Origin of the sequence: Undibacterium sp. TJN25 (assembly GCF_049339885.1) — a bacterium.
GTDB lineage: Bacteria > Pseudomonadota > Gammaproteobacteria > Burkholderiales > Burkholderiaceae_D > Undibacterium.
This window is the reverse complement of the sequence record NZ_JBMPPM010000003.1, coordinates 36,564-62,443: the sequence shown is the minus strand read 5'-3', so window position 1 is coordinate 62,443 and position 25,880 is coordinate 36,564. Positions and strand designations below refer to the sequence as shown.

Genomic DNA, 25,880 nt, shown 5'->3' with positions numbered 1-25,880 from the left:
ACGAATAGCGGCGTCTCGTCATTTTTATTGTGGGATGCTGTTAATTTACTATGTAGCTTAATATACCTGTTGCGCCCTTATTGATGCGTTGGGTTCATGGTGCTGCCGGTAATTCCCGGCTTGTCCGCGCGCACTACCAGCAACTGGTCTATGCGGTAATGGTCAATATCCACTACTTCGAACTGGTAGCCGCCGTAAAACACGCAATCGGTGCGTTTAGGGATCTTTTTCAGCATTGTCATCATGAAGCCGGCAATGGTTTCATAACTTTCCTGCTCCGGCAATGCATCCAGGCCCAGCGCGCGGCAGACATCATCCACCGACGTGGCGCCGTCGATCAGCCAGGAATCGGCATCGCGGCGCACGATCTGGTCTTCACCGAAAGGATGGACCAGGTTGCCCATCAGCGTGCTGAGCACGTCGTTGAGCGTGATGACGCCGACCACGTGCGCGTATTCATTGAGGATCACGGCGAAATCCTCGCGCGTGCCCTTGAAATGCTCCAGCATTTCCGACAGGGTCAGCGAATCGGGCACGGCCAGCGCGGTGCGCATCGACAGCTCCTGCACCTTGGTGAAGGCCTGGTTGGTCAGCACCCGCTTCAGGATGTCCTTGGACTCCACATAACCGACCACGTTGTCGATATGGCCGTCGCAGACCAGGAATTTGGTATGCGGATGTTCAGCAATTTTCTGGCGTATCACGATGTCGGTATCCTGCAGCGTGAAATAGACGACATCGCCACGCTGTGTCATCGCCGATGGTACGGTGCGGCTTTCCAGTTCGAACACATTGCCGATCAGGTGGTGTTCGCTTTCCAGCAGTACGCCGGCTTCGGCGCCGGCATCGACGATCGCATAGATGTCGTCCGACGTGATTTTTTCATCGCGCTGCGTGGAGATATTGAACAGCTTGAAGATCAGGTTGGCCAGTCCGTTGAAAATCCAGATCAGCGGCTTGAGCAGCGCTACGCAGGCATTCATCGGGCCCACAACCGCCATTGCGATGGATTCCGGCGCCGTCATGGCCAGCCGCTTGGGCATCAGGTCGGCAAACAGGACAAAGAGCGAGGTTACCAGCACGAAGGCGACCAGGAAACTGGCGCTGTCCACCCACGGACTGTCGCCCAGCATCGCATGGAAAGCGACCGAAAAATACGGCGACAAGGCCTGTTCGCCAAGGATACCGCCCAGTATGGAGACTGCATTCAATGCGATCTGCACGGCGGTAAAAAAGTGGCCGGGCTGCTGTTGCAGCTCCAGCACGCGCGCTGCGCGGATGTTTCCCTCCGCGAATAGTACCTGCAGCTTGATCTTGCGCGCGGCCGCCAGCGAGATTTCCGACATCGAAAAAAAGGCGCTGATGGCAATCAGCAGGGCAATGATTAAAAAATGGTCGAACAGGGGCATAGGCAATTCCTTTCATCATTCCTGCAAGGCACAAGGCATTACAGCGTCAGGAGTGCGGGCGCTGAGCCGCGCAGGAATACGCCGTGCGGCCCAGGGTTTCTTATAGATATTCTTGCAATCATATACTATGGCAAGCTGGCTGCGCCGGGTATTTCCCAACTGCACTATCGCGCCGGCCATAAAAAAAGCGGACCGCAGTCCGCTTTTTGCTTTTCCGGCAGCCCGGTTTTACCTGGCCATGTGCGCGTTGGACTGGTCCAGCACGAGTTCGGGATTATTCGCTTCGTCAGGCAGTTCATTGTTGAGCACTTTGTTGAGCCTGACCATATCCACGTCATTGCCCCATTTGCCGACGACGACGGTGGCAACGCCATTGCCGATCAGGTTGGTCAGCGCGCGCGCTTCGGACATGAAACGGTCGATGCCGAGGATCAGCGCCAGGCCTTCAACCGGGATGGTGCCGGTGGAGGACAGCGTGGCCGCCAGTACGATGAAGCCGCTGCCGGTGATGCCTGCCGCGCCTTTGGAGGCGACCAGCAGGAAGATCAGCAGCGAGATCTGGTGGCCTATCGTCAGGGTCGTGTTGGTGGCCTGGGCGATGAAGATCGCAGCCATCGTCAGGTAGATCGCGGTGCCATCCAGGTTGAACGAATAGCCCGTAGGGATGACCAGGCCGACCACGGATTTCTTGACGCCCAGGTTTTCCATCTTGGCGATCATGCGTGGCAGCGCGGATTCGGAGGATGATGTGCCCAGCACGATCAGCAGTTCTTCCTTGATGTAGGAAACGAATTTCCAGATATTGAAACCGTGGAAATAGGCAACCAGGCCCAGCACGCCGAAGATGAAGATCAGGCAAGTGATATAGAAGGTACCCATCAGGTAGCCCAGCGACAGCAGCGAGGAGACGCCGTATTTGCCGATGGTGAAAGCCATCGCGCCGAATGCGCCTATCGGTGCCGCCTTCATGATGTAGCCGACGATGCCGAACATCACGTGCGACACTTTTTCAATAAAATCAAACACCAGCGTGCCGCGGCCGCCAAAACGGTGCAAGGCAAAACCGAAGAACACGGCAACGACCAGGATCTGCAGGATGTCGCCCTTGGCGAAGGCATCGAAGATCGTGTTCGGGATCATCGCCATCAGGTATTCGACGATGCCGCCCAGCTTGCCGGGGCCAGCATAAGCCAGCGCTTCCTTGGCGTTGATCTTGGTCAGGTCGACGTTCATGCCGGCGCCTGGCTGCAAGACGTTGACAACGACGAGGCCGATGATCAGCGCCAGCGTGCTGACGATTTCAAAGTACAGCAGCGCCATGCCGCCGGTCTTGCCGACCTTCTTCATGTCTTCCATGCCGGCGATGCCGACCACGACGGTACAGAAGATGATAGGCGCGATCATCATTTTGATCAGCTTGATGAAACCGTCACCGAGCGGCTTCATGGCGGCGCCGGTCTGCGGATAGAAATGGCCCAGCAGAACGCCGATGACGATGGCTACGATAACCTGAAAGTATAGGGATTTATAAAGCGGTTGCTTCATGTATTGTCTCCGATTAATAATTATGCGCTGAGACTGCGCATCCAAAAGGAGATGCCAGGTGAATCAGCGATTGAGCGATGATGGCATGCCGGAAATCGGTTTTCCCGGTTGCGCATGGCCGTCATCATCAGCGATGTAGATGATACGGGCAATTGTGGGTTTCCACATGATGAGCAGTTTTCATGTATCTTACTGTATCGCCAACTTTTTTCGCAGCGGCGCTGTGCTGCTGTGCAGCCGTGCCAAGGTGTAGTTCAGGCGGCGATGGGCGGTCGTCCGGAAGCCTGTTTTTCCAGCAGCAGCGCGATGGTTTGCCCCAGCTGGCGCAGTGCAAGGTCTAGTGCCGGGGAATACGGCTGGCCGCAGTTGATGCGTAAAAAGTGGTCGAAGCGGCACGAATTGGAAAACATCAGCCCCGGCGACAGCAAGATATCCTGGCGCAGTGCCGCATCGAATACTGCCTGCGATGACAATTGTTGAGGCAGTTCCACCCATAGCGAGACGCCGCCGTCCGGTATCGTCAGCCGCGTGCCCGCCGGAAAATAGGCGGCAATCGCTTCCGCGGTGCGTTCCCTTTGTGATTTCAGCGCACTGCGCAGCCGCCGCAGGTGCCGGTCATAGCTGGCGGACGCCATGAATTCTGCGACGATGATCTGCGACCACTCTTCGTTATAGCGGGTTTGCGCATACTTCAGCATATTGATGCGCGCATGCCAGCGGCCGCCTACCATCCATCCCAGCCGCAATCCCGGCGCCAGGATCTTGTGCAGCGATGCACAATAGATGACGTTACCGGTCTTGTCCCAGGATTTGGCTGCCAGCAGCAGGGTCTCGCTATTGGCCAGCGCGCTGTAGGAGTCGTCTTCTATCAGCGGTATGTGCTGCGCTTCGCATAGCTGCACCAGTCTTTCCTTGTGCGCGTCCGGCATGATGCTGCCCAGCGGGTTCTGCAGATGCGGCACCACCACGACGGCCTTGATATTGTTATACATCTGCATTGCCAGTTCCAGCGCTTCCAGCGAGATGCCGGTTTGCGGGCTGGTCGGAATTTCCAGCGCCTTCATGCCCAGGCTTTCCAGCACCTGCAGCAGACCGAAAAAGCTGGGCGACTCCACGGCGATCACGTCGCCTGCCTGCGCCACGGCCCGCAGCGCCAGGTTCAGCGCTTCTATGCAGCCATGCGTAACGACAATGTCGTCCGGCGCAATGGTCAGGCCGTAAGCCATTGCCCGTTTGGCCAGTGTGGCCTTGAACGCCGGGTTGCCGCGCGGCGGGCAGGCCTTGGTCAGGATATCGGGCCGCTGCCGCAGCGCGCGCAGCGCCAGGTTTTTCAGTTCCTGTTCGGGGTACAGTTCCGGCGCGCCGGTGGCGCGTGCCAGGTTGATTTTTACCGGCCTTTGCCCTTGCGAGATGATACCGGACACCCTTTCATGGATGCCGACGAATTGCGCCGGATCTATCGCTTGCCCGGCCTTGGGTTCGGCCAGCGGCACCAGCGCGACGCGCTTGGGCTGCCGCACGAAATAGCCGGAGCGCGGCCTGGCTTCCAGCCAGCCTTCCGCTTCCATATACCGGCACAGCGCCAAGGTGGTGGACAGGCTGACGCCGTGCAGTTGCATCAGCTTGCGCACCGAAGGCATGCGGTCGCCGCTGGCCAGCGTGCCGGCCTTGATTGCCGCCACATAGTGGGCCGCCAGTTTGCGATACAGGGTTTGAGTGTCCATGGCGCATCATTCCATTGCCGGGTGAGCCTGCATAGATACAGCCAGGCCGAATTCAGACAATAACAGATGTAAAAAACGTCTGCTGATGCGATACAGATAGGTTTTTGCTGTGCCTGTAATCGTCAATGCGGCGGCGCTATGCTGACAAGACTGCCCATCACGGAGATTGCCATGCATAGTACGACCATATTGACTGCCGGCCAGACCTTCCATTTCCACTCGCAGCTAGGCGATACGCTCTATCTGAATGCGGGTTCGGCACTGATCTGCCCGGCGCCGGCGTGGCTGGAGACGCCGTATTTCGAAGAGGAACGCATGCTGCGGGAGGGGGAGCCCTATGTAACCGGCAATAGCGGATGGATGACGATAACGACTGTGGAAGGATGCGAATTCATCCGGATTGCGCCTGCCAGCCGGATGAAAAGATGGATGGACGCTTTACAGCAAAGCAGCCTGTTGGGCAAATTTCCCGGCATATTGCAGCTAAAACGCTGGCTTCGGCCTATTTGAAGTCGAATTCCCGCATGATGAATTCTTCCAGGTTTGCCTGGTCTTCAGGGCGGGCCGACATGGTTACCGTGCGGCCGAGGCGGCGCGATTCCCAGCTGAAATCGCCGGTGTAGTAAGTGCGTATCAGCTGTATCATGCGGCGCACGATGGCCAGGTTGACGTCGCCGCCCAGGCCGGCATCCACCTGGATGACCTGGCGCCAGCGGTTGTTGGCGTTTGGTTTCCAGCCGTTGAACGCGAAAGTCGCTTCACGCGTACCCTTGTGTAATATCTCGAATACGCCGCCGGCGCCTTCGGTATTGGCCCGCTGCATGCTGTGCTTGACGTTGGCTTCCGCCACTTCCTGCGGCGACATGCCGCGCCCGGCCTGGGCCGCTGTATCGTTTTCCTGTTTTGCCCGGTCTTCCACTGCCTGGCGGCGCTGGCGCGCAGCGGCCAGCATGCTCGACATATCCGGTTCACTGGTGGTGACGGACGGCGGCGGCGGGATAGGCGAAGGCTTGGGAGCCTCCTGCGCCAGCACAGGCGTAGGCGGGGATTTTCTTGGCGGCGTAATCGCCTTCGGCGTTTTTGGGGCCGGTTTGGACTGGCTTTTCTTGGGTTGCGCTTCCTGCGCAATTTTTGCCACGGTCTTCTGATCGAGGATCAGCACCATCGCAGGATGTTCTTCGCCGCCGATTTTGACTTTAGGGGTATGGTGCGTCAGGATCAGGTATAGCAAAAATCCATGCGCCAGCAGAGCAAGTATGATTCCGAGCAGGTTACGAGGGCGGAAACGGATGTGCAAATGCGTTTCGCCTTGCTCTGCCCATTCGCCTTCAGGTTGCTCGAAATAAAACTTCATGTATTAATTGCAAGGAGAAAACCCCGTTTAGGACGGCATTTCGCACATCGCGGCGCGTTAAAAGGGGCAAGCTTAACCCAAACAGTAGTAAACACATGTAACAAATTCTTACTTATCATCAGAATTACTTATATCAGGCCGAACCAGCCCAGCAGCGCGCCGGCGGCGAGCAGCCACAGCAGGTGCAGCCGGGTACGCCAGATCAGCAGCGCAGTCACACCGGTCGCCAGCCACAGCCGCCAGTCTTGAGACGGAGTACCGTGGCCGGACCCCAAAATCCAGCCGGTGGCAATCAGCAGTCCGATGACGATAGGGGCCATGCCCAGCTTGAAGCTGCGTACCGCCCGCATCTCGCGGTTGCGGTGCCCCCAGCGGGCGGCTGTGTACGTCAGCGTCGTGCTGGGCAGCAGGATACCGGTCATGGTAATTACCATCCCCAGCAGGCCGGTCCAGCCGTTGCCGGCATTCAGGCCGATATTCCATCCCATCAGCGCGATAAACAGTACATTGGGGCCGGGTGCGGCCTGGGCAATGGCGATGGAGGCATTGAACTGGGCGTCGGTCAGCCAGTGCTGCTCGATCACGAGGTAGCGGTGCATTTCCGGCGTAGTGGAAATGGCGCCGCCTATCGACATCAGCGACAGCATCATATAGTGCAGAAACAGCGTGATCCAGTCGCCCAGCGCCAGGGTCAGTTGTAGCGCGCCGCTCATTTGCCTAATTTCCTATAAGCAAGTATGCAAGCCGTGCCGCCCACACCCAGTAATACGTAGATCAGCGGCCAGCGCATGACCGCGATGCAAAAAAAGCACAGCACAGCCAGTACCGCGCAGGTGCGAATGCCGAGGGGATTGTTTTTCAGTGCGCCGGAAAGACGTAGGCCGGCGGAGATGATGAGTCCCGCCGTCACGGCGCTCATGCCGCGCAGCGCGCCGGCAACGCCCGGGTGGCCGGCAAACTGCGCGTAGACCATCGCCATCAACAGTACGATGACCAGCGGCACCGCCAGCATGCCGGCCATTGCCGCCAGTGCGCCCGGCAGCCCGAAATAACGGCTGCCTATCATCAGCGAAATGTTAACTACGTTCGGACCCGGCATGATTTGCGCCACCGCCCAGTCTTCGATGAATTCTTCCCTGGTCAGCCAGCGCTTTTTTTCTACCAGTTCATGCTGCACGATGGCGAGGACGCCGCCGAAGCCTTGCAGTGCGAGCAGCGTGAAAGAGATAAACAGGTCGGTCAGGGATTTCGGTTGCGGTCGGGCGGGATCGGGAGGCGAGGGGGGCAGGCTGTTCATCAGTGAAATAAAGGCGGCAGATAGAGTATCGGGCGGCGGCGAAGACGACAGGAATGCTGAACACCTTGCTCAAGAGCGCATGCTTGCGGCTGCCCGCCTATTGTAAACCAAGCGGCAGCGAGTGGATACCGCGCCCTCTCCCGCTGTACGTGCCGCGCCGTCAGCGGTTTTCCTGGCGTGAGCTGTGGGCCCTGATCCGTGCGCGCCATTCGCCCAGCACCGTCAGCGCGCCCTGGAACTCGCGTTCTATCAGGTCCGCTTCCGCATTCGTGATAACGCCGTCCATCAGCGCCGAAGATACCGCTTCCGCCACGTCGCCCACCTGGCTCATCACGCGGCATACGGTCTGCGACAGATCATCGCTGCTGAGCTGGTCCGGCTCCGGTACGACAAAAGCCGCCATGCCGTGGCGGCCCAGCAGTGCATGCAGCGGCAGCAGCGCATCCTTGACGCCCGCTTTATGGCAAAACTCCACGATCAGCGAAGTTTCCTCAAACGATGGATAGTGCGACTCTATGCCCGGCGCCAGTTTGTTGCGCAGCACGTTGGCCGATATTTCCATCTTTAGCGCCAGCGCTTCCAGCCCTCCCGGATAAGCACGCGCTACTTTATACAGTGCGTCGTGCTGGTTCATGTCCGAGTATTTGCGTGTCATGGTGAATTTCCCTTTTTATTACCGATGCGCTTTGTTTTTCTGTCCACTAAGATTCCCTCCACTGCAGCAAGCAAAGAGTTCAAAGATTGAGTTCAGAGATTGTACCGAAGTAAAAGCAAAAAAAGGGAAGAGCAATAGCGCACAATGGTACAGAGGATAAGGTAAGGTATTGTTACTATCGTTGATCGATTAATTAGTAAAATGATAGCATTCGTGCGGAATATAAAACACAGGATCTTCCCTGTAACCAGCATGTCGGGAAAAACATGATGCAGATAAAAGCAGCAGCGATGATAAGAATGATGGTGCTGACGATGGCCGTCGCGGTGTCCGTCGCCGGCATCGGCGAAGCGCAGGCCAGTTCCAGCAGCAGCCGCTCCAGCAGCACCAGCAGCAGCCGTTCCAGCAGTTCGTCGTTCAAGAGCGGATTTTCTTCGCAGAAATCGTCGAGTTCATCCGGTTCGTCCGTTTCGTCCAGCAAATCATCGTCCTATGGTTTCGGCAACAGCGCCAAATCGTCGGATGGCGCCGATTCGGGCTCCAGTTCCAGCAAGAAAACCGGCTTCGGCTCGTTCAGCAAGAGTTCCGACGCAGGCTCTGCGCCTTCGTCCGACTCCGCAACGCCCAGGTCCAAATCCGCGCTCAGCAAGGATTTGGACCAGAACGCCGCGAATGCCAATGCGCTGAAAACCCTGGACGCCAGAAATGCAGCGAAGGAAAGCCGTGACAATCCGCGTTATGCGCAGCAATCGGCAGCGGGCGGCCCGTTGTATCCTCCGGGCGGCGTGCAGCAGGCGCCGGCAGGCGGACAGCCCATCATCATCCAGAACAATGGCGGCGGCTCATCCAACGGCTGGATGTGGTTCCTGCTGGGCCAGAGCATGCACAGCCACGACAGGGAGAGGGTCATCATCGACCGCGGCAATTCCTCGTCCGGCAATGACGACATATCAATGAGGCCGGCCGGTACTGCCGGCAGCCAGGGCACAGGGGTAACAGAGGCGACCGGCAATGCGCCGGAACATCCGGGATTCTTCATGCATCTGGTGCGCATCCTGTTCTGGCTGGCGGTGCTGGGTGCCGTGGGCGGCGGTATCTACTACCTGGCAAAACGCAAAGGCATCAGCAAGTCGGCGAACTACACTTTGGGGAAATTCTGAAATGGCATGGAGAGATGCATATAAATATGTGCGCGGCATCGCAGCGCGCCACGGCATGGACAGCAGCGAGCACCGCGAAGATCAGAGCCTGCCGCTGGGCGGCCGTATAGGCGGCATGCTGAAGATGCAGATGACCCCGTTCATCCATGCCAGCACCAACGGTTCGCTGATGCAGATACCGGATGACAGGGATACGCTGATCCGGGCGGTCAGCCGAGTCAACCTTGACATGTCGGGCAGCCTGTTCCGCTATTACCTGGCGACCGGCGACGATGACGGCCAGGAAAAATATCTGCAACTCTACCAGGACGACAAGGGCCAGGTGGCGGAGCTGATGTATTGTACGCGGCTGACCCGGCTGATTCCCGAAACCGAGGAAGACCAGGAAGCCTATATGGGCGAAGCCGGTTATGGCCTGGGCGACAAATCCTACACGCTGTGGCGCGAGCAGCTGGCAGGCCTGGGGTTGGACGATGCGGATCTGAAGAGCGTATTCGGCGATGGCGACAGCATCACTTACCAGCGCGATGCCGGCGATCCGCAGGCTGAATTTGTCCGTCCGTTTTCCGGCACCGAAACCCGGATAGACGATGCCGGCGGCGAGCACGGGCTGAAGCAGCAGGTGGTCTTCATGCCTTATGCGAGGAAACTGGAGGGCGGCACGGAATTCCTGCTGATTACGACCGAAATCGTATTAAGTCAGGACGGGGATAGCAACAAACGCGGCATCCATGTCGACTTCATGATAGGGATACCGCTGGAGCAGGACAGGGTAGTGATCCAATAACAGTAAGCTGATAAAAAAAAAGAGCTGTACGGCAGTATCAGACGGTAGCGATACCGGTAGCAATATTTCTTTATTGAGAGGAAGCAAAATGAGTAACTTGAATGGTTGGGGCCTGACAGCACGTTTGATTTCCAAGCACTTCGGCGTGCTGGGCGACAAGGTATCGGAAGCGATCGCCAATTTCGACCCTGAAACGGCAACCGAAGCCGACCGTGACCGCCTGGCCGATACACTGAGGCAGACGGCGCAAAAACTGGCCGCTGCGCGTTCTTCCTTTGACAAGGAACATGCGGATGTCGCCAAGCTGCGCGATCTGATCGCCACGGATGAAAAAGCGTCGGAAACGTTGGCGGATCGCCTGGCTGCAGGAAAAATATCGGAATCGACGGTCAGCCTGTTCTGCGATGAACTGGAAGCCAACAAGGCAAAACTGCCGCTGGAAATTCAGGAAGAGGCGGATGCGCAGGAATATATGAACGAACTGCAAAAGATCGTTGATGCGTTGTCCAACCAGCTGGCCGATTTTGACGCTGCCGCTAAAAAAGCGATGCAGGCGCTGGCATCAGCCAATGCACAGAAAGACCTGCAGGCCCTGCGCAACGAACGTCAAGAGCAGCTGTCCAGCCTGTCCGGCCTCAAAGGCAACAGCACTGCGCTGAACGCACTGACTCGCCGCGCCCAGGCAGTCAGCAATGAAGCCGCTGGCATGAAGATCGTTGCCGACATCGCGCAAAAACCGCTGGACCAGGCCGCCGAGATTGACGCCATCCGTAAATCGGTTGCCCAGCCTGATACCGCCGGTGAAACCACGCTGGAACGCCTGAAGCGTCTGTCCGGCAAATCGGCGGCAGCAGCCTGAGTGTAAGTACGAGTGTAAATGTTTAAGTTCCGGTCTGCGCGGGCCGGATATCCATAAGCGGCAGGACGGGGAACCCCGCCCTGCCGCTTATTTTTTTTGGGGCTTGCTGTCACGGCAGGTGGGCGCCTGCCTTTTGCTTTTGCTTTTGCTGTTCCTGCTCCATATATTGCCTTACCTGTTCAAAGCTGACCCTGCCGCTGCTGCGTGCATCGATGTGCGAAAAATTCTTTGCGACATAGCCCAGGCCTGCCGCCCGCGCCTGTTCTGCCGTCAGCGTACCTGAGCGGCGTGCGTCGGCAGCATCGAACTGTTTCTTTAGTTTTTGCATCGCCTGCTCTTGCAATGCGGCGCCGGAGGCCGGGGCCTGCGTCGGCGCTATGCGTTTTTCGGGCGGCACATAGGGATCCGCATGCGGCGGCTGCAGAATTTGCGGCGGCGGGGAGGAGGCAGTTTTTTCCTGCGCCCAGCTGCCGGCGCAGATCAGGCTGCATATCAGGAAGGTATAAAGTTTCATCATCTGTCCTTGCTAGTTCAGGCCGGCGGCAGGGTTGGCCGCCACCGCGCGCGCATAAAAAGCCGCGAGCTCCGCCTTGGCCAGTTTGCGCGAATCGTCGGTCAGGTAATTCATGTGGCCGCCCGGATGCACGGTGACCTGGATGTTGGCGTTGTTGCCCAGCCTGGCGAGATCCATTTCGGTCTGGTAGAACGGCGTCGCCAGATCGTGGTAGCCGCTAATCGCCAGCACTTTCATCGACGGGTTTTGCAGCATTGCAGCGGCCAGGTCGGGCACGGTGTCCGGCAGTTTCTGGTTGTCGTGGCTGAAATCCCAGGTAGTGATGGCGTTCGAGCTGATGGTATACGCGGAGTTGGCGCTGTATTTCAGTTGCCTTGTCATGTAGTCGGCCAGGTTATTGGTGAACGCAGGTGTGATCAGCGTGGAGGAGGGATCGCCTTCACTGGACAGCGGGCTGTCTTTCGATGCAAAAACCCGTGCGTCATACCGGCCTATCAGCTGGCCAAACACCAGGCCCACCTGGAAAGTGCCCGGATCGGTATCCAGGTTGCTGCGCCACACATAGTCAGCCATGCCGGTGAAATTGACCAGTTGCGTCACCAGTTCGGCACCCGGCGGGGTCTTGTTCGCGATATAGGCGGCCACTGCAGGCCGGTAGATGGCTGCACTGAATGCACGCATTTGCTGGGCATAAGCAGGCAGGTCCGCGGGAACCGGGTTGGTCAGCAGGTAATTGGCGCCTATGGCGGCATAAGAAGGGATATACCCTTCGCAGCTGACGGTGCCGATAATGAACATGCTGCAATTGCTGTTGTAGTTCAATATGGGCGATTGCAACACTACACCGGCGACCTTGATGCCGGCGCTTTCCAGCAAGTTGGCCAGTACCGCAGTGCGCGGGCCGCCGTAGGATTCACCGAACAGGAATTTTGGCGAACTGTCCCTCTGGTTGACTTTGACATAGCGCGCGACAAAGTCGCGGAAAGCGGCGGCATCCTGGTCCACGCCCCAGAAGGTCTGGTTGGTGTTCGGTGCAATTGCCTGCGAATAGCCGCTGCCTATAGCGTCCACAAATACCAGGTCGCTGGTATCCAGCAGGCTTTCCGCATTGTCGACCAGCGGCGCTGGGTCGGGCAGTACGTTGGCCGGCATATTGGTGACGATGCGTTTGGGGCCGTAAGAGCCCAGATGCAGCCACACTGTGGATGAACCCGGGCCGCCGTTATAGAAAAACGTGACCGGGCGCGCTGCCTTGTCCTGCGTGCTGCCGTCGGCAGTGTAGGCAACATAGAAAAAACTGGCCTTGGGCTGGCCACTGACCGCGTCGCTGGCGGTCAGGTGGCCGGTGGTGGCGGTGTAGCTGATCTGCTTGCCGTTGACCGTCAGTTGCGCATGGGTGACTGCCGCCTGTTCACCGGCCGCCGCCAGGGATGCGTTGCCGGCGCTGGAATAATGGACGGGGTCGGCAAATGCCACGTCGCTGCTCCCGCCATTGTCCGGCGCCGTCGGCGGCGTTACCGGCACAGATGGCGCAGATCCACCGCCGCCGCAGGCGGCCAGCGCCAATAACAATGCGCCCAGCAGGCCGGTAAGAATATTCTGTGTTGCCTTGTGCATGTAATACTGCTCCAGGTGTCTATGGCGCCATTATCCGTCTATTGGCAGACATTGCAAGCAGGCGTGCCGCGTGGGCAAGCTTGCTCATGGTAGCGGGCCACGGCTTTGGTATGAGCGGCAATCTTCGCTGATGAACGGCAAATAAAACTCCCTCCGGCACCATGGGCGGCGGAGGGGTTTGCACGCGGCGGAAGGCCGCCGGCGTTTCAATCACATGCTGAAGCGCGGTTATTAAAGCGGCTGTATTCCTGCCAGTACCCAGCCGCCCTGGCCGTTGACCGGTTTGGTCATGTTCCACACTTCGGCAAAAGCTTCAGCCGGAGCCTGTTCGCTTTCCTTGATCATGCCGCTGAACTTGACGCTGGCCAGATAGTCCTTCGCTGTGGTTTCCACGCCCAGCAATTCTGCATCCAGGCTGACCACATCGGTATGGTTGGCGCTGGCGCCGCGTTCCTGCAATTGCAGACGCAGTTCGCCAAACATTTCCGGTGTCGTGAACTCGCGGATATCGTTGACATCAGCCCTGTCCCAGGCCGCCTGCAGGCGGATATAGTAGGTCTTGGAGTTGCGCAGGAAAGCATTGACGTCAAAGTCCGCGGGCACTTCCCAGTTTCCGGCGTTGGCGCTATTGCCTGCATCAAATGAAGCGGATGCAGTAGATGCAGCAGTGCCGGACTGGAATGCCGCCGGCTGGTCCACACGGGAACCGATTTCCGGTACCCCGTTAGCCTGCCCGCCTCCATAGGCATTTGCAAAAGCCGGCTTTTGCGCACCTGCGCTGCGGTTCTTGATCATGCGGTAGATGAACATGCCTGCTGCTGCCAGCAAGCCTATCATCAGGATGGAACTCAGCATGCTGGCCATTGCGCCGCCCATGCCCATGCTGGAGAATAGCGCGCCCAGACCAAGGCCGAGCAGTGCGCCGCCCAGGATACCTTTCCATGGGCTGGCCGGTTTAGGCGGCGTCGCGCCAGGAGTTGCTGCCGGCGCAGGCTTGGCCGCAGCAGGTGCCGCCGCCGGAGGCGCCTGACGGGAAACGTTCTGCGATTGCCGGCCGATGGCGCCGCCGCCACCTACGCGCTTGGCCTCCGCATCTGCCACGCCCAGCGACACTGCGCCTAGCGCGATCATCATGGTGAGCAAGAATTTTTTCATGTTAGCTCCTATAGTGTATTTCCTGCGCAAAGCGCCGGATTCATCGGTTAGCCGACGATACATGCATGGTAGGGCACAGTGAACGATGGAAAAAGCGAAGATAATAGAAGGATTACTTCGTTAAAGCAGAAGTAACTAGGCTTATATGATTCGTTTTGAAGTTAAAATGACAATTATCCCGTTCATCATGGCATCAAGGGAGCCAGGTGTTCTTGCTCGACACGGTCATTACAGCGGCAATCATTGCATGCGGTCTGTGCTGACCTCAATGTCCGGTAAATTTGACAATGCCACCCCAGCAACGCGCTGAGGCGTAGAATCCAGTACGCAAGCCATCTACTGTAGTAAGCGCCCGATGCCGATCAATAAAAAACCTTACCTTCAAAACCTGTCGATCAAGCCGTCCCCTGACATTGAATGGGAGTCTTATCCATTCAACATACCGGCAGTCAGGGAGCTGGACAAACTGAAATTTCACGCCGATGTGACCTTCTTCGTCGGCGAGAACGGTGCCGGCAAATCAACCATGATGGAGGCTATTGCACTGGCGCTTGGATTCGGCCATGAAGGCGGGACCAGGAATGTTCGCTTCCAGACATCCACTTCCGAATCCAGCTTGCACAGACACTTAAAGCTGGTGAGGAGTTTTGCAACACCAAGGGATGCTTACTTTCTTCGTGCAGAAACATTTTTCAATGTGTCGACGTATATGGACCAAGGTGGGGCAGGTGTCGGTTATGGCGACAAGCTGCTGCACGCGCATTCGCATGGCGAGGCTTTCATGGCGGTTCTTCTCAATAAACTACGAGGCCAGGGCTTGTATCTGCTCGACGAGCCAGAGGCTGCACTATCTCCCACCAGGCAACTGGCCGCACTGCGCGCCATCAACCAATTGGTCGGCGACGACTCGCAATTCATCATCGCGACGCATTCCCCCATCCTTTTGTCGTATCCGAACGCGACGATATTTCAGTTTGACGACACCGGAGTGCGCCAGGTTGAGTTTGAGGAGACCGAACACTTCGCGATCACCAAAGATTTTCTCAATCATTACCCAAGAAGGCTTGAGCAGCTGATGCAGGACACTGAAGAGTAGTTGTAGCTTCCTGGTGGCCGGCTGTCGAGCCGGCGCCAAGTGCTGTTGATGACGAAGCCTCGACCGCTACCGTCAGCCAGGGACCACAGCCGCGCTGTTTGCCGCCGAGCCCTGTATGGCCAAGATGGGCGGCACCTTTACCGCCCACAATGTGCCAGGCGGAGTCAGCTTTGTGCTGAGCCTGCAGCGAGGGGCCGGCTAGGTGCGGCGGCAGTGTTTGTCCTGGCATCACGCCAGCGCGTCCATGCGGTAGTCAGCCCGAACATGATGACGATGATGGTGGCCCAGGCCGCGTAGCAGACCAGCAGCGTGGGTTCATACCCCTCCGGCAGTTTCTGGCCGCGGCCGACGAAGGAGGGATGGTAGTTGTAGCGCAGGCCCATGTACACCCAGGCCAGCGCGTGTATCAGCGCGATGTGCACGCAATAGAAAAACAGCGGCGCGCGCCCGAACAGCGACAGCACCGGCACCCGCTGCTTTACGTATTTGTCCAGCAGCACCAGTATGCCCAGGCTGATGCCCAGCGTGGAACACAGGTACAGCAGCGAAGGCGGATATTTATGTACACGCATGAAGGACAGGAAGCTGAACACGCTGCCCTTTGCCTGTTCTGACCACGGGTCGGGATCGCCGTAGATGTTGCCGAAGCGCAGTCCCACGAAGACCAGCAGCAGCGCTGCGGCGCTCAACGCCAGGAAGCGGCGGCGTTTTTCCGCTTCCCATAAAAATACCGGCCCCATCGCATAACCGGCTGCCATCAATCCCACCCAGGGCATTAGCGGATAGGCAAATGCAACGCCGAAGTGCTCGCCCAGCGGCAGGAAGCCGCCCTGGTGCCAGGCCTTGAACAGTACGCCGGAGGTAGGGCCGTGCAGCGCGTCCAGCAGGTTGTGCGGCAATATCAGCAGTGCCGCGATGATGGCGACCAGCGGGCGCGGCAGCCAAATCAGCGCCGACAGGAAAATCATGCCCATGCCCAGCGCCCAGATCACCTGCAGGATGATGACGTTGTAGCCGAATTGCCAGCTAAAGCTGATCCACGTGCATTCCAGCACTACCAGCATTGCGCCGCGCCCCAGCAGGTAGCGGGAATTATTCGACAGCCCGGCCTTTTGCTGGCGCAGGAAGGCCGATACGCCGGCCAGCAGCACAAAGGTAGGCGCACACAGGTTGGTGATCCAGCGCGTCCAGTACCAGCCCGGGCTGGTCTGCATCAGATCCATGGGATCAAAAGGCGTCGCCGCGAAAAAATCGCGGGTATGGTCCAGGGCCATCAATACGATGACAATGCCGCGCAGCAAATCTATGGCCGGCAGGCGGGCGGGTTTTAACACGATATCTCTCCCCAAGCTGTTTTTTTAAGATTTAGTGATTCTTTTCCGCCAGGCTGAATACGCCGCCATGCGTCGCCGTCAGTATGGCTTCCACCGCCGCATGCTTGATCTTGCGTTCGGTGGAAACTGCATAAAACTGTTCCTGCACCTGCGTCAGTTCGCCCACCAGCTCGGCGCCGAACTGCTCCTGCACATCCGTTGCAAGGATGGACGCTGCCGGAAACAGCCCGAGGCCGCTGCGGCCGAAGGTGCTCAGCAGCGCACTGTCCTCAAATTCCCCAACCACGTCCGGCCTCACATTATGCAATTCAAACCACTGGTCTATGCGTCCGCGTATCGCGTTGTTGCGCGTCGGCAGCAGCACCGGCGCACCGTGCAGGCTGGACGGGAAGTTATCGCGGTATTTCTGTGCCAGCGCCGGTATGCCGAACAGCATCACCTGGCATTCACCCAGCGGATGGCTGAATACGCGCAGGCTGGTGCCTGCGCTGACCGGCCGGTCCGTCAGCACCACGTCCAGCTTATGCAGGGCAAGGTCGGCCAGCAGCGATTCAAACTTGCCTTCATAGCATTCCAGCCTGACTTTTTGCGGCAAGTGCAGCGCGGTTTCCAGCAAGCGGTAAGCGATCAGTTTGGGCAGCGAGTCGGAAATGCCCACCGTCAGCCGCATGCTGCTGCCGAGGTCGGTTTCGGCCAGCGCGTCCTGCATCTGCTCTTCCAGCAGGAAGATTTGGTCGGCATAGCTCAGCGCCACCCTGCCGGCTTCGGTCATCACCAGCCGACGCCCCTGCGTAGTCAGCAGCGACTTGCCGATCGCCTGTTCCAGCAGTGACAGCTGCATGCTGATGGTCTGCACGGCCACGCCCAGACGTTCGGCGGCGCGGGTCACGCCGCCCTCTTTGGCGACTACCCAGAAATAGTACAGGTGCCGCAGGTTCAGGCCGGTGTGTTTCATGGCACTTTCTTCATCGCCGCTGCATTCATCGGCATCAGACTGCCGCTGAGCGGCGGGCCAGCAAATCCAGCCAGCGGTCGGCGCCGTCCGCATCGCTGATCACGAGTGCAAAGTCGGTCACTGTGCGGGCTGCGCGTTCCAGCAGTTGGATATCGGCCTCATGCTGGCGTGCCACGTGCGGGTCTTCCAGGAACAGGATACGGCGTACCTTGCGTTCCAGCACCAGCTCTGCAATCTGCGCGTCGCCGCCCAGCGGGCCCGACAAAAAGGGTTGGACCCAGTTGCGGCCGGCGTCTTCGCCCTTGATTTTTTGCGCAAGCTGGTTCAGGAGGCCACCGGTGGTGCCGGTAGCATAGCGTTGCGTGTAGCCATCCAGCAGCGCAAAATGCCGTTCCGCCAGGCCCAGCATGCGTTCTTTCATCGCATCATGCGCGATCAGCGCAATGCCTTCGCCGGCAAAGCCGAATGCCGCATCCAGGCTGGCATCGGATGCCGCGCCAGCGGCCAGCGCTTCCAGCTCCAGCCATTCGCGCGCGCTGGCCAATGTGGACAGGAAGGGTTTGCCGTGGATCACGCATTGCCGTTTCAGCGCGAGCGCTTCCGGGAAGATGGAAGAAGGGTCCACCGGGTCGATCAGGTAGATCACCGCATCCACGGCGCGCTCCGGCTCGCTGTCCACGACGCGCGACACCAGTTTCATCAGCCCGCCCTCGCGCCCGTAGGGGAAGCGCTGCATCGCAGGGTAGCCGTTGACCAAGTCGTGCGAGATCAGCGCATCCAGCGTCCTGCCGACCACGATCAGTTCCGGCTGCAGCACGCTGATAGCTTCTTTTGCACCGCGGAACAGCTGCACCAGCGCCGAATTGGGCGCATCCTGATGGGAACGGTTGGCGATCAAGCCTATGCGCAGGCGGCGTGGGGGCGTTGTCATCGGATCAGGCACCGGTTTGGAAAAGATAAGTATAGTTTACTGCAAGAGGGCAACAAGAATGGTATTTTATCCATGGTCCGGCGTTTCCTGACGTTTCCTCAATGCGCTGCACGGCAAGGGACAGCTTGCCCGTGAAATTCAGGCATAATCCTGCCTATTCCAGTCCCTGAACCGGTACCGGCGCTGCTGCCGGCCGCACAGCAATGCCCTTGCCGATTTCCCCTTCTCCCTGCCAACTGATACAGGATGCTTCCATACTGGGCCGGCAGGTCTGGGTCAAGCGTGACGATTTGCTGCATGCCGAGGTCTCGGGCAATAAATTCCGCAAGCTCAAATATCCACTGATGCAGCTGCAAGGCCGCAAGGCCAGCCTGGTGACGATGGGCGGCCCATGGTCCAACCATCTTCATGCCGTCGCGCATGCGGCGGCGCTGCTCGGCCACTCGTCAACAGGCCTGGTACGCGGCCCGCATGCAACGGACAGCGCCACGCTGGACGATTGCCGGCGGCTGGGCATGCGCATCCTGTTCGTGCCGCGCGAAGAATACCGCGCACTGCGCGTGGATGCCGGGCGCTGGCGCGCCTGTATCGGCATCGGCGCGGACCAGGACGCCGATGATTTTCTCTGGCTGCCGGAAGGCGGAAGTTCCGCGTCCGCGCTGCATGGTGTCGCCGAATTGGTCGATGAACTGCCATTTGTCCCGGATACGATGCTGGTCGCCTGCGGCACGGGCGCGACGCTGGCCGGCTTGCTGGCAGGCCTGAAAGGGCAAGGCCGAGTGCTGGGCATTGCAGTGCTGAAGAACGCCGACTACCTGCGCGCCGAAATTGCATCGCTGCTGCAACAGGCGGGTTATCCGGCTTACGATAACTATGAACTGCTGACCGGCCATCACCACGGCGGTTATGCCAGGACCACGCCGGAGCTGCTGGAGTTTTGCACCGGCTTCACGGCGGAAACCGGCATTCCCGTCGAACCTGTGTACACCGGGAAAATGTTCTATGCGCTGAAGCTGCTGGTCGCCGCCGGTAAATTCCGCGACGATGAGCGTGTGCTCGCCCTGCATACCGGCGGTTTGCAGGGAGCGCGAGGGTTTTCGCCTCCCGCAGAAAGTCCGCAATGAACCAAGCATTCGCCAACGCCAGCGCCACCGGCAAAATCGCCAAAGTACTGATCATCGGCTACGTATGGCCGGAACCGCGTTCATCCGCTGCCGGCAGCCGCATGATGGAATTTATTCAGTTATTTGTGGCGCAGCAATGGCAGGTCACTTTCGCCAGCGCTGCTGCGCTGTCGGAACACCGTGCCGATTTGCCGTCACTGGGCGTGGCCGAAATCAGCATTGCCGTCAATTGCGACAGCTTCAACGATGTTGTCGCCGCGCTGCAACCGGATCTGGTGCTGTTCGACCGGTTCTTTACCGAAGAACAGTTCGGCTGGCGGGTGGAACAGGCCTGCCCGCAGGCCTTGCGCGTGCTGGACACGGTGGATCTGCACAGCCTGCGCAATACCCGGCAACGGCTGCTGAAGCAGGCTCAGCAGGCATTCGCCAACGAAACGCAGAAGCAAAGCGTGGGGCGGGTGCTGGCTGCGCCTGAGCAGCTGTATGCGGCAATGGCAGATGACGACATGGCGCAGCGCGAAATCGCGGCCATCTACCGTTGCGACATCAGCCTGCTGATTTCGGATACGGAACGGAATTTTTTGCAGCAGCAGTTTGCGGTGCCGGCAACGCTGCTGCATCACTGTGCGCTGATGTCATCCGCCTCCGTGCAATCCGGCACCGATCTGCCGTTTGAGCAACGCCGCCACTTCATCAGCATCGGTAACTTCCGCCATGCGCCGAACTGGGATGCGGTGCTGTGGCTCAAGCATGCACTATGGCCGGCGATACGCCGACAGTTGCCGCAGGCCGAGCTGCATGTGTACGGCTCCTATCCGCCGCCGAAGGCCATGGCCCTGCACAATCCCGCGCAGGGTTTCCACATGCTGGGCTGGGCGGAAGATGCGCATACGGTGATGGTGCATGGCCGCGTATGCCTGGCGCCGCTGCGCTTCGGCGCGGGCATCAAGGGCAAGCTGGCCGACGCCATGCTGTGCGGTACGCCCAGCGTCACCACCGCCATCGGCGCCGAAGGCATGCGTGGTAACTTGCCCTGGGCGGGTGCGGTAGCAGACGAGAGCGAAACATTCGCTGCCGCTGCAGTGGCCCTGTATCAGGACCAGGCGTTATGGCAGCAGGCGCGGCAGCATGGCAGCGATATCCTGCGCCTGCGGTTCTCAAAAGAAGAGATGGCAAAAGACCTGCTCGCCTGCCTGCAAGATGCGAGGAGCAACCAGGCAGCGTACCGGCAGCGCAACTTTACCGGCGCGATGCTGCGCCACCATCTGCACAAGAGCACGCAATACATGTCGCAGTGGATCGCCGCCAAGAACAAAGCGGCGGGCCAATAAAAAACGGCCCGGGCATAAAGCGGGGGCCGTGCATTGCCGGGTAAGGGAATCAGGACTTGGTCTTGGCCGGATATTTGATCGTCATTTCCTGCAGCACGTTGTCGGCGTGGTCCACTTCCTGCATGACCCACAGCATATAGCGTATATCTACATGGATCGCGCGCGTGATCGCCGGGTCGAAATACCAGTCCTTGGTCACCGACTCATAGGTGGAGTCGAAATTCAGGCCCACCAGTTCGCCGCGTTTGTTCATCACTGCCGAGCCGGAATTGCCGCCGGTGGTATCGGTGCTGGTCAGGAAATTCACCGGCACGGTGCCCAGCGCTGCATCGCGATATACGCCATAGCGTTTGGCCGTCACTGCGTCCACCAGCCCTTTCGGCGATTCAAACGGCTCCTTGCCGGTGGTTTTCTCCAGCACGCCTTCGACTGTCGTGAACGGCCCCTTGCTGATGCCGTCGCGTGGTGAATACGGCGCTACCGTGCCGTAAGTGACGCGCAAGGTAGAGTTGGCATCCGGGTACACCGGCTTGCCCTGCGATTTTTTCCATGCGATTACTGCCTGCATATACTGCGGCACGACGCGCTCCAGGTTGCCGTCCACGTCCTTGCGGCGGTTTTCCAGCGACAGCGCCACCTCGTTGAGTTTTACCGCGAGCTGCAGCATGGGGTCATCGGATCTGGCGATACTTTTTGCGTCCTTGTTCAGCCAGCCCAGCCGCGTGGCGGTATCGGCCAGCCCGGTTTGCGCATACAGGCTTGCCAGTGCTTCCGGCGCCGGTAATAAGGCATCCAGTCCTTGCGGGTGTTCTTCCGCAGCGCGCTTGCGGTAGCGCTGCAAGGCGGCTGTCCAGCGCGCCCGGTCCACATCGGCGACGAGAGATTGTTCCAGCCGCGCCAGGCGCGCCTTGATGAAAGGCAGGTCGCGTTCCTGGTAGCCGGCTTCGCGCCGGGCATCCGGTTTCTGTCTTTCCAGCGCCAGCCGGTAGATCGTGCGCGCACTGCGCAGCAGTTCGCTCGCAGTGGCGATGGCATAGGCCGATTGTTCCTCGCTGAGCGCCATGTCGGCGCCAATCGCTGCGTTCAGTTCTGCCAGCATTGCATTGTTTTTCGTGGCATCGGCCTGCTGTGTCAGCCACTGCCGGAATTCCGCATCCTGTGCATCCTTGATCGCGGCAATGTCCTTGCGTGCAAAACCATCCAGCAGGCCCTGGGTTTTCTTCAGGCTATTGTTGATGCTCTTCACCACGTTGGCATAGCGCACATCCCATTCCGCATTGCCCTGTGTGGACTGCGCGATCACGGCCAGGTCGGCGGTGGCTTCCGCCACATATTTGGGATAGCTGGAATCGCGTGCAAAACGGATTTCCACCGGCAATTTATAACGGCTGGTGCGGCCCGGATAACCGGCCAGCAGCACAGGGTCGCCCACGGTCATGCCGGCCGCTGACACCGTCAGGAAATCTTTGGAGTGGTAAGGCACATTGTCCCGCGAAGGGTCGGCAGGTTTGCCATCCTTGCCCACATAGGCGCGCAGGAAAGAGAAATCGCCGGTATGGCGCGGCCATTCGAAATTATCGACGTCGCCGCCGAAATTGCCTATGCTCTCCGCCGGCGCGTACACCAGCCGCACGTCGCGTATCATCAGCTGCCGTATGCGATAGTATTCCAGCCCGCGGTGGAAGGCTGGCACCGAGCAGCGGTAGTTCTTGTCCTGCTCGCACTCCTGCACCAGCTGCTTGATGCGGTCCTCCACCTGTTCGCTGCGCTGCCGCCCGGACAGGTTGGCGCCCAGGCCCTTCAGTACGCGCGCTGTGACGTTTTCCACCTTGTCCGTTACGTAGATCAGCTGGTTCGATCCGGCGGGCAACTCTTCCGCCCGTGTTTTTGCCAGGAAACCGTTGGCAATATAGTTATGCGCCGCCGTCGAATTGCGCTGTATCGCGCCGTAGCCGCAATGATGGTTGGTCACCACCAGCCCGCTATCGGATACAAACGATGCCGAGCAGCCGCCCAGCGACACGATGGTGTTCATCGGGTGTTTGGTGATGTCGGCCAGTTTTTCGGCCGGGATCGTGATGCCTATGCGTTGCAGTTCGGATTTCAATTGCGGCAACTGGTATGGCTGCCATTGTCCTTCGTCGGCAAGTGCCGGGAGGCTTGTTCCCAGCAGGGCGAGCGGAAGGAGGATCGTTTTTAACGATGTGGTGGGCAAAGTGGTCTCTTTATGGGTGTGGGGTGGGGAACGGGCTAGTATATAAGGGGGGAGATTCTGCCGTCAAATGGACGATATGGCATTGTTTTGCTGCTGGGGCGCGGCGTAGCATGCCAAAAAGGCGACCGCAGACTCGCCCTACGGGTTGGGCAATATGCGCCATCACATCAGGTTACTGGATTTTGTATCCACGGAAATAAAGCAAGATTTCAGCGGAGCAGACTATAGCAGCTGTGGCTAGCGTGGTTTGATGCTGCCCGCCAGTGTGCTGGCCGGATAGTAGCGTTGGAAGGCGTTCCAGACCATGCCTGTTTTGGCGGAGCGTTCCAATAGTTCGCGCAAGGCTGCGCGGTCGGCGTCGCCCAGTGCTTTGGAGATGTAGGCGCCGCTGTCGCTCCATGGGAGTTCGTCTATGGGCTCGAAGCGTAGTTTTTCCAGCAGGCCGGGTGTGTGTGGTTCGTCCTGTATGGCGCCGGCCATGATAGAGGGCGCCATGATGGTGACGTCCGCGATGCCGGACTGCAGCAGCCGGGCGACGGAAACGGCGTCGGTATCCAGGTACACCCTGCCCTGGCGGGTCAGTTCCTTCACCAGTTTCTGGTAGGTGTCGCCGAAGTCGAAGCCGCGCACCAGCGCGACTTTCAGTTCGTGCCTGTCCAGCAGGTCTTGCGCGTTGCGGATGGGCGGGCGGCTGGAGGTGACGGTGATGATGGTGGCGCGGCCGAAAATCAGCGGTACAAATGTGCCTTGTGCATCCCTGCGCGCGGATTTGGATGCGGGAATCAGCAGGTCGGCCTTGCCGGACTCAAACAGCGCATCCAGCCTTGCCCGCGGCACAACCGAAAATTCAAAGCTGCATCCGTCCTTGCTGCTGGCGGCGCGCAGTACATCCGGATACACGCCGCTAATGCTATCGCCACTGATGACGACGCTCTGGCCTATGGGAGAAATCGGGACGTTGATCGTGCGGGAGCAAGCTGCCTCAGCATACAGCGGCGCAAGCGCCAGCAGGCCCGGCGCAGCTGCGCGGCAGGCATAGTAGGCAAGATGCGCGAGAAATGCTTTTTTCACTTTTGGCGGTGGACATGAAAAGTGGGGAGTGCGGTCAGTATGCCACAGCATAAAGGCTTGATACCACTTCCGCTAACAGGTCTTAATATCGGTGTTCGTCCACCAAATGCTTGTTAAAGCTATATTTTGTTCCACCTTGCAGTACGTCGGTCAGCCGCTTGGGGTTGGCTGCCGAGATGAAAACATCTGCCACGCCATCCTTCACACGGAATTTGGTTGCCGGGCTCAGGATATTGTTGGCCTTGATCATCAGGTGGCGGATGATCTTGGATTTTTCGCTGCAGATCAGGAAATGGTTTTCCTTGCGGAAGTTGGCCAGGGGAATATTCAGCCACCAGCCTTCATCGCTGGCATAACGCACAACCTGGGAAAACTGGGTGTTGCCGTCATTTAGCACATTGGCTTGCAGGGATTCATTGGCGATCTGTATCGCTTCGGACTTGTTCATGATGGCCTTTTAATCGATTCGGGCCGGGAACCGGTGCAAAGCAGCACCCATTCCTGGCAGGCCCTATTGTAAACCCCTATACCCGGCCCGGCAAAAGCCCTGAACGGGCTTAGCGTACCCTGCGCATCGAAGACAGCTGGTTCGCCAGTCCGCCCAGATTGCCATAGCGCCCCGGGCCGAATACGGTGCAGCGGCCACGGAAATCGCCGTCGGTGCAGAATTCCCACTGGCCTTCATGGATGACAAAAGACTGTATCCGGTCGTTAAAGCCGCCGCTGCGGAAGCTGGAGAGGTCTTGCCCCACTTCAAAACGGTCGCCGCCGAAGTTGCCACCGCTGAACAATTCTACATTGGCGCGCGGCGGATAATTATTGGCCGGTGGCGGAGGCAGTTCCTGGTGCGGACGGTCCCAGCCGCCGGGTGCAGGGCGGCCTTCGTAATTGTCTTCATAGCGGCCGCCCGGCACCACGCGCGCAGAGGAGATCGCCCTGGACATGCCGTTCAGGTCCGGATAACGGCCCGGGCTATAGACACGGCATTCGCCGCCGTAGTTGGCGTCGCGGCACAGGGACCAGTTGCCTTCCAGAACCACGATACTCATCGTGCTGTCATTAAAACCCTGTTCCCTCAGGTTGTTTGCGTCTTCGGTGATGCTGATCGACTGGCCGCCGAAATTCGGGCCGGAATACATATTGAGAACAGGCCGCCTGCCTGGCCGGCCAGGCGCCGGTACAGGACCGTTGGTATTGCCGTAGTAGCCGTCATTGTCGCCGCCGGGGCGGCCGCCGTAATTTCCCGCATTGCGCCCCAATTCGCGCACTGACGAGATGCGGTTGTTCAGGCGCGGATCCAGTTCCGGATATTCGCCGCGTTCCAGCTGGGTACAGGTGCCGCGGAATCCTTCATCACTGCATACTTCCCAGCGGCCCGAGCGCACGACCAGGCTCGACGCCCGGTCATTGAAGGCGGCGTCGCGCAAACTGGGGGCGCTGTCGCGCAGTTCCAGCTGCCGCCCGCCGAAGCCGCTACGTTCATACAATGTGATGTCGCCTGCATGGGCAATGCCGCACAAGGCAGCGAGTGCCAGCAAGCCGGCAAGCGCGCCTGATTTGACATGGGGAGTGTGCGTCCGGTGTTTCATGGCTTTTCCTTATAGTTATGCCGCCAGCGAGGATGGCTGGCGGTGCATGCATCGTGCGTTCGAATGATTCATCAACGCTTGCTCCAGCAAGTCGTTGACCGTTTTTTTATTACAAGACGTAACATGCCTTTTGCTCTGTGCGCAAACACACGGAGCAA

Annotated in this window: 24 protein-coding genes; 7 read left to right on the top strand and 17 right to left on the bottom strand. The window is 59.0% G+C overall.

Annotation, left to right across the window (positions count from 1 at the left end; translation table 11 throughout):
* Window positions 1-77: 77 nt before the first annotated feature.
* The 3 genes from ACO0LO_RS07270 to ACO0LO_RS07260 form a co-directional block, all read right to left on the bottom strand.
* Window positions 78-1,409: a hemolysin family protein gene (locus ACO0LO_RS07270; protein WP_422963545.1), complete on the bottom strand. Its 1,332-nt coding sequence runs from the start codon at window positions 1,407-1,409 to the stop codon at window positions 78-80.
* Between the two features lie 228 nt (window positions 1,410-1,637).
* Window positions 1,638-2,954, bottom strand: a complete 1,317-nt coding sequence (locus ACO0LO_RS07265; RefSeq protein ID WP_422963544.1) for a dicarboxylate/amino acid:cation symporter — start codon at window positions 2,952-2,954, stop codon at window positions 1,638-1,640.
* Between the two features lie 254 nt (window positions 2,955-3,208).
* Window positions 3,209-4,678: a PLP-dependent aminotransferase family protein gene (locus ACO0LO_RS07260; protein WP_422963543.1), complete on the bottom strand. Its 1,470-nt coding sequence runs from the start codon at window positions 4,676-4,678 to the stop codon at window positions 3,209-3,211.
* 171 nt (window positions 4,679-4,849) lie between these two features.
* Between ACO0LO_RS07260 and ACO0LO_RS07255 the strand changes: the two genes are divergently transcribed.
* Entirely contained in the window at window positions 4,850-5,188 is a 339-nt protein-coding gene (locus ACO0LO_RS07255; protein WP_422963542.1) for a hypothetical protein, read from the top strand.
* Here the strand turns inward: ACO0LO_RS07255 and ACO0LO_RS07250 are convergent.
* The 4 genes from ACO0LO_RS07250 to ACO0LO_RS07235 form a co-directional block, all read right to left on the bottom strand.
* Window positions 5,181-6,032 carry a hypothetical protein gene (locus ACO0LO_RS07250; RefSeq protein WP_422963541.1) on the bottom strand — a complete coding sequence of 284 codons (852 nt, stop codon included), beginning with the start codon at window positions 6,030-6,032 and terminating at the stop codon, window positions 5,181-5,183. The genes ACO0LO_RS07255 and ACO0LO_RS07250 overlap by 8 nt on opposite strands.
* A gap of 128 nt (window positions 6,033-6,160) precedes the next feature.
* Complete coding sequence (locus tag ACO0LO_RS07245; RefSeq protein ID WP_422963540.1) at window positions 6,161-6,745, bottom strand: chromate transporter; 585 nt, start codon at window positions 6,743-6,745, stop codon at window positions 6,161-6,163.
* The gene (locus tag ACO0LO_RS07240; RefSeq protein ID WP_422963539.1) at window positions 6,742-7,329 is read right to left on the bottom strand and encodes a chromate transporter; all 588 of its coding nucleotides are present in this window, start codon (window positions 7,327-7,329) and stop codon (window positions 6,742-6,744) included. The genes ACO0LO_RS07245 and ACO0LO_RS07240 overlap by 4 nt, the downstream gene beginning before the upstream one ends.
* 160 nt (window positions 7,330-7,489) lie before the next feature.
* Window positions 7,490-7,984, bottom strand: a complete 495-nt coding sequence (locus ACO0LO_RS07235; RefSeq protein ID WP_422963538.1) for a phage regulatory CII family protein — start codon at window positions 7,982-7,984, stop codon at window positions 7,490-7,492.
* Window positions 7,985-8,250: 266 nt separating this feature from the next.
* Between ACO0LO_RS07235 and ACO0LO_RS07230 the strand changes: the two genes are divergently transcribed.
* The 3 genes from ACO0LO_RS07230 to ACO0LO_RS07220 all read left to right on the top strand — a co-directional run bounded on the left by ACO0LO_RS07230 (window position 8,251) and on the right by ACO0LO_RS07220 (window position 10,790).
* Window positions 8,251-9,144, top strand: coding sequence for a hypothetical protein (locus ACO0LO_RS07230; RefSeq protein WP_422963537.1), 894 nt, complete (start codon window positions 8,251-8,253; stop codon window positions 9,142-9,144).
* A gap of 1 nt (window position 9,145) precedes the next feature.
* On the top strand, window positions 9,146-9,931 hold the full coding sequence (locus tag ACO0LO_RS07225; protein WP_422963536.1) for a hypothetical protein: 786 nt from the start codon (window positions 9,146-9,148) through the stop codon (window positions 9,929-9,931).
* An 88-nt stretch (window positions 9,932-10,019) separates the two neighbouring features.
* Window positions 10,020-10,790 carry a hypothetical protein gene (locus tag ACO0LO_RS07220; protein ID WP_422963535.1) on the top strand — a complete coding sequence of 257 codons (771 nt, stop codon included), beginning with the start codon at window positions 10,020-10,022 and terminating at the stop codon, window positions 10,788-10,790.
* 109 nt (window positions 10,791-10,899) lie between these two features.
* Here the strand turns inward: ACO0LO_RS07220 and ACO0LO_RS07215 are convergent, their stop codons facing one another.
* The 3 genes from ACO0LO_RS07215 to ACO0LO_RS07205 form a co-directional block, all read right to left on the bottom strand.
* Window positions 10,900-11,307 (bottom strand): EF-hand domain-containing protein, encoded by a 408-nt coding sequence (locus ACO0LO_RS07215; protein ID WP_422963534.1) that lies wholly within the window; start codon window positions 11,305-11,307, stop codon window positions 10,900-10,902.
* A 9-nt stretch (window positions 11,308-11,316) separates the two neighbouring features.
* Window positions 11,317-12,921 (bottom strand): S10 family peptidase, encoded by a 1,605-nt coding sequence (locus ACO0LO_RS07210; protein WP_422963533.1) that lies wholly within the window; start codon window positions 12,919-12,921, stop codon window positions 11,317-11,319.
* A gap of 231 nt (window positions 12,922-13,152) precedes the next feature.
* A complete protein-coding gene (locus ACO0LO_RS07205; protein ID WP_422963532.1) occupies window positions 13,153-14,076 on the bottom strand; it encodes a Tim44 domain-containing protein in 924 nt (307 codons plus the stop codon).
* Between the two features lie 355 nt (window positions 14,077-14,431).
* Here ACO0LO_RS07205 and ACO0LO_RS07200 point away from each other — a divergent pair, with 355 nt between their 5' ends.
* Complete coding sequence (locus tag ACO0LO_RS07200; RefSeq protein WP_422963531.1) at window positions 14,432-15,172, top strand: AAA family ATPase; 741 nt, start codon at window positions 14,432-14,434, stop codon at window positions 15,170-15,172.
* 164 nt (window positions 15,173-15,336) lie between these two features.
* Here ACO0LO_RS07200 and ACO0LO_RS07195 read toward each other — a convergent pair whose 3' ends face one another.
* From ACO0LO_RS07195 to ACO0LO_RS07185, 3 genes are read right to left on the bottom strand one after another with little or no spacing between them, the layout of a single operon-like run.
* Window positions 15,337-16,506, bottom strand: coding sequence for a DUF1624 domain-containing protein (locus ACO0LO_RS07195; protein WP_422963530.1), 1,170 nt, complete (start codon window positions 16,504-16,506; stop codon window positions 15,337-15,339).
* Between the two features lie 31 nt (window positions 16,507-16,537).
* Entirely contained in the window at window positions 16,538-17,461 is a 924-nt protein-coding gene (gene nhaR, locus ACO0LO_RS07190) for a transcriptional activator NhaR (protein ID WP_422963529.1), read from the bottom strand.
* Between the two features lie 34 nt (window positions 17,462-17,495).
* On the bottom strand, window positions 17,496-18,392 hold the full coding sequence (locus tag ACO0LO_RS07185) for a methylglyoxal synthase (protein WP_422963528.1): 897 nt from the start codon (window positions 18,390-18,392) through the stop codon (window positions 17,496-17,498).
* A 209-nt stretch (window positions 18,393-18,601) separates the two neighbouring features.
* Here ACO0LO_RS07185 and ACO0LO_RS07180 point away from each other — a divergent pair, with 209 nt between their 5' ends.
* Window positions 18,602-19,516, top strand: coding sequence for a 1-aminocyclopropane-1-carboxylate deaminase/D-cysteine desulfhydrase (locus ACO0LO_RS07180; RefSeq protein WP_422963527.1), 915 nt, complete (start codon window positions 18,602-18,604; stop codon window positions 19,514-19,516).
* Entirely contained in the window at window positions 19,513-20,847 is a 1,335-nt protein-coding gene (locus ACO0LO_RS07175; RefSeq protein WP_422963526.1) for a glycosyltransferase family 4 protein, read from the top strand. Before ACO0LO_RS07180 ends, ACO0LO_RS07175 begins: the two co-directional genes overlap by 4 nt.
* A 49-nt stretch (window positions 20,848-20,896) precedes the next feature.
* Here the strand turns inward: ACO0LO_RS07175 and ACO0LO_RS07170 are convergent, their stop codons facing one another.
* The 4 genes from ACO0LO_RS07170 to ACO0LO_RS07155 all read right to left on the bottom strand — a co-directional run bounded on the left by ACO0LO_RS07170 (window position 20,897) and on the right by ACO0LO_RS07155 (window position 25,722).
* Window positions 20,897-23,062, bottom strand: coding sequence for a S46 family peptidase (locus ACO0LO_RS07170; RefSeq protein ID WP_422963525.1), 2,166 nt, complete (start codon window positions 23,060-23,062; stop codon window positions 20,897-20,899).
* Between the two features lie 237 nt (window positions 23,063-23,299).
* Window positions 23,300-24,133, bottom strand: a complete 834-nt coding sequence (locus tag ACO0LO_RS07165; RefSeq protein ID WP_422963524.1) for a substrate-binding periplasmic protein — start codon at window positions 24,131-24,133, stop codon at window positions 23,300-23,302.
* A gap of 82 nt (window positions 24,134-24,215) precedes the next feature.
* Complete coding sequence (locus tag ACO0LO_RS07160; RefSeq protein ID WP_422963523.1) at window positions 24,216-24,581, bottom strand: hypothetical protein; 366 nt, start codon at window positions 24,579-24,581, stop codon at window positions 24,216-24,218.
* Window positions 24,582-24,690: 109 nt separating this feature from the next.
* Entirely contained in the window at window positions 24,691-25,722 is a 1,032-nt protein-coding gene (locus ACO0LO_RS07155) for a beta/gamma crystallin-related protein (RefSeq protein WP_422963522.1), read from the bottom strand.
* Between the last annotated feature and the right edge of the window lie 158 nt (window positions 25,723-25,880).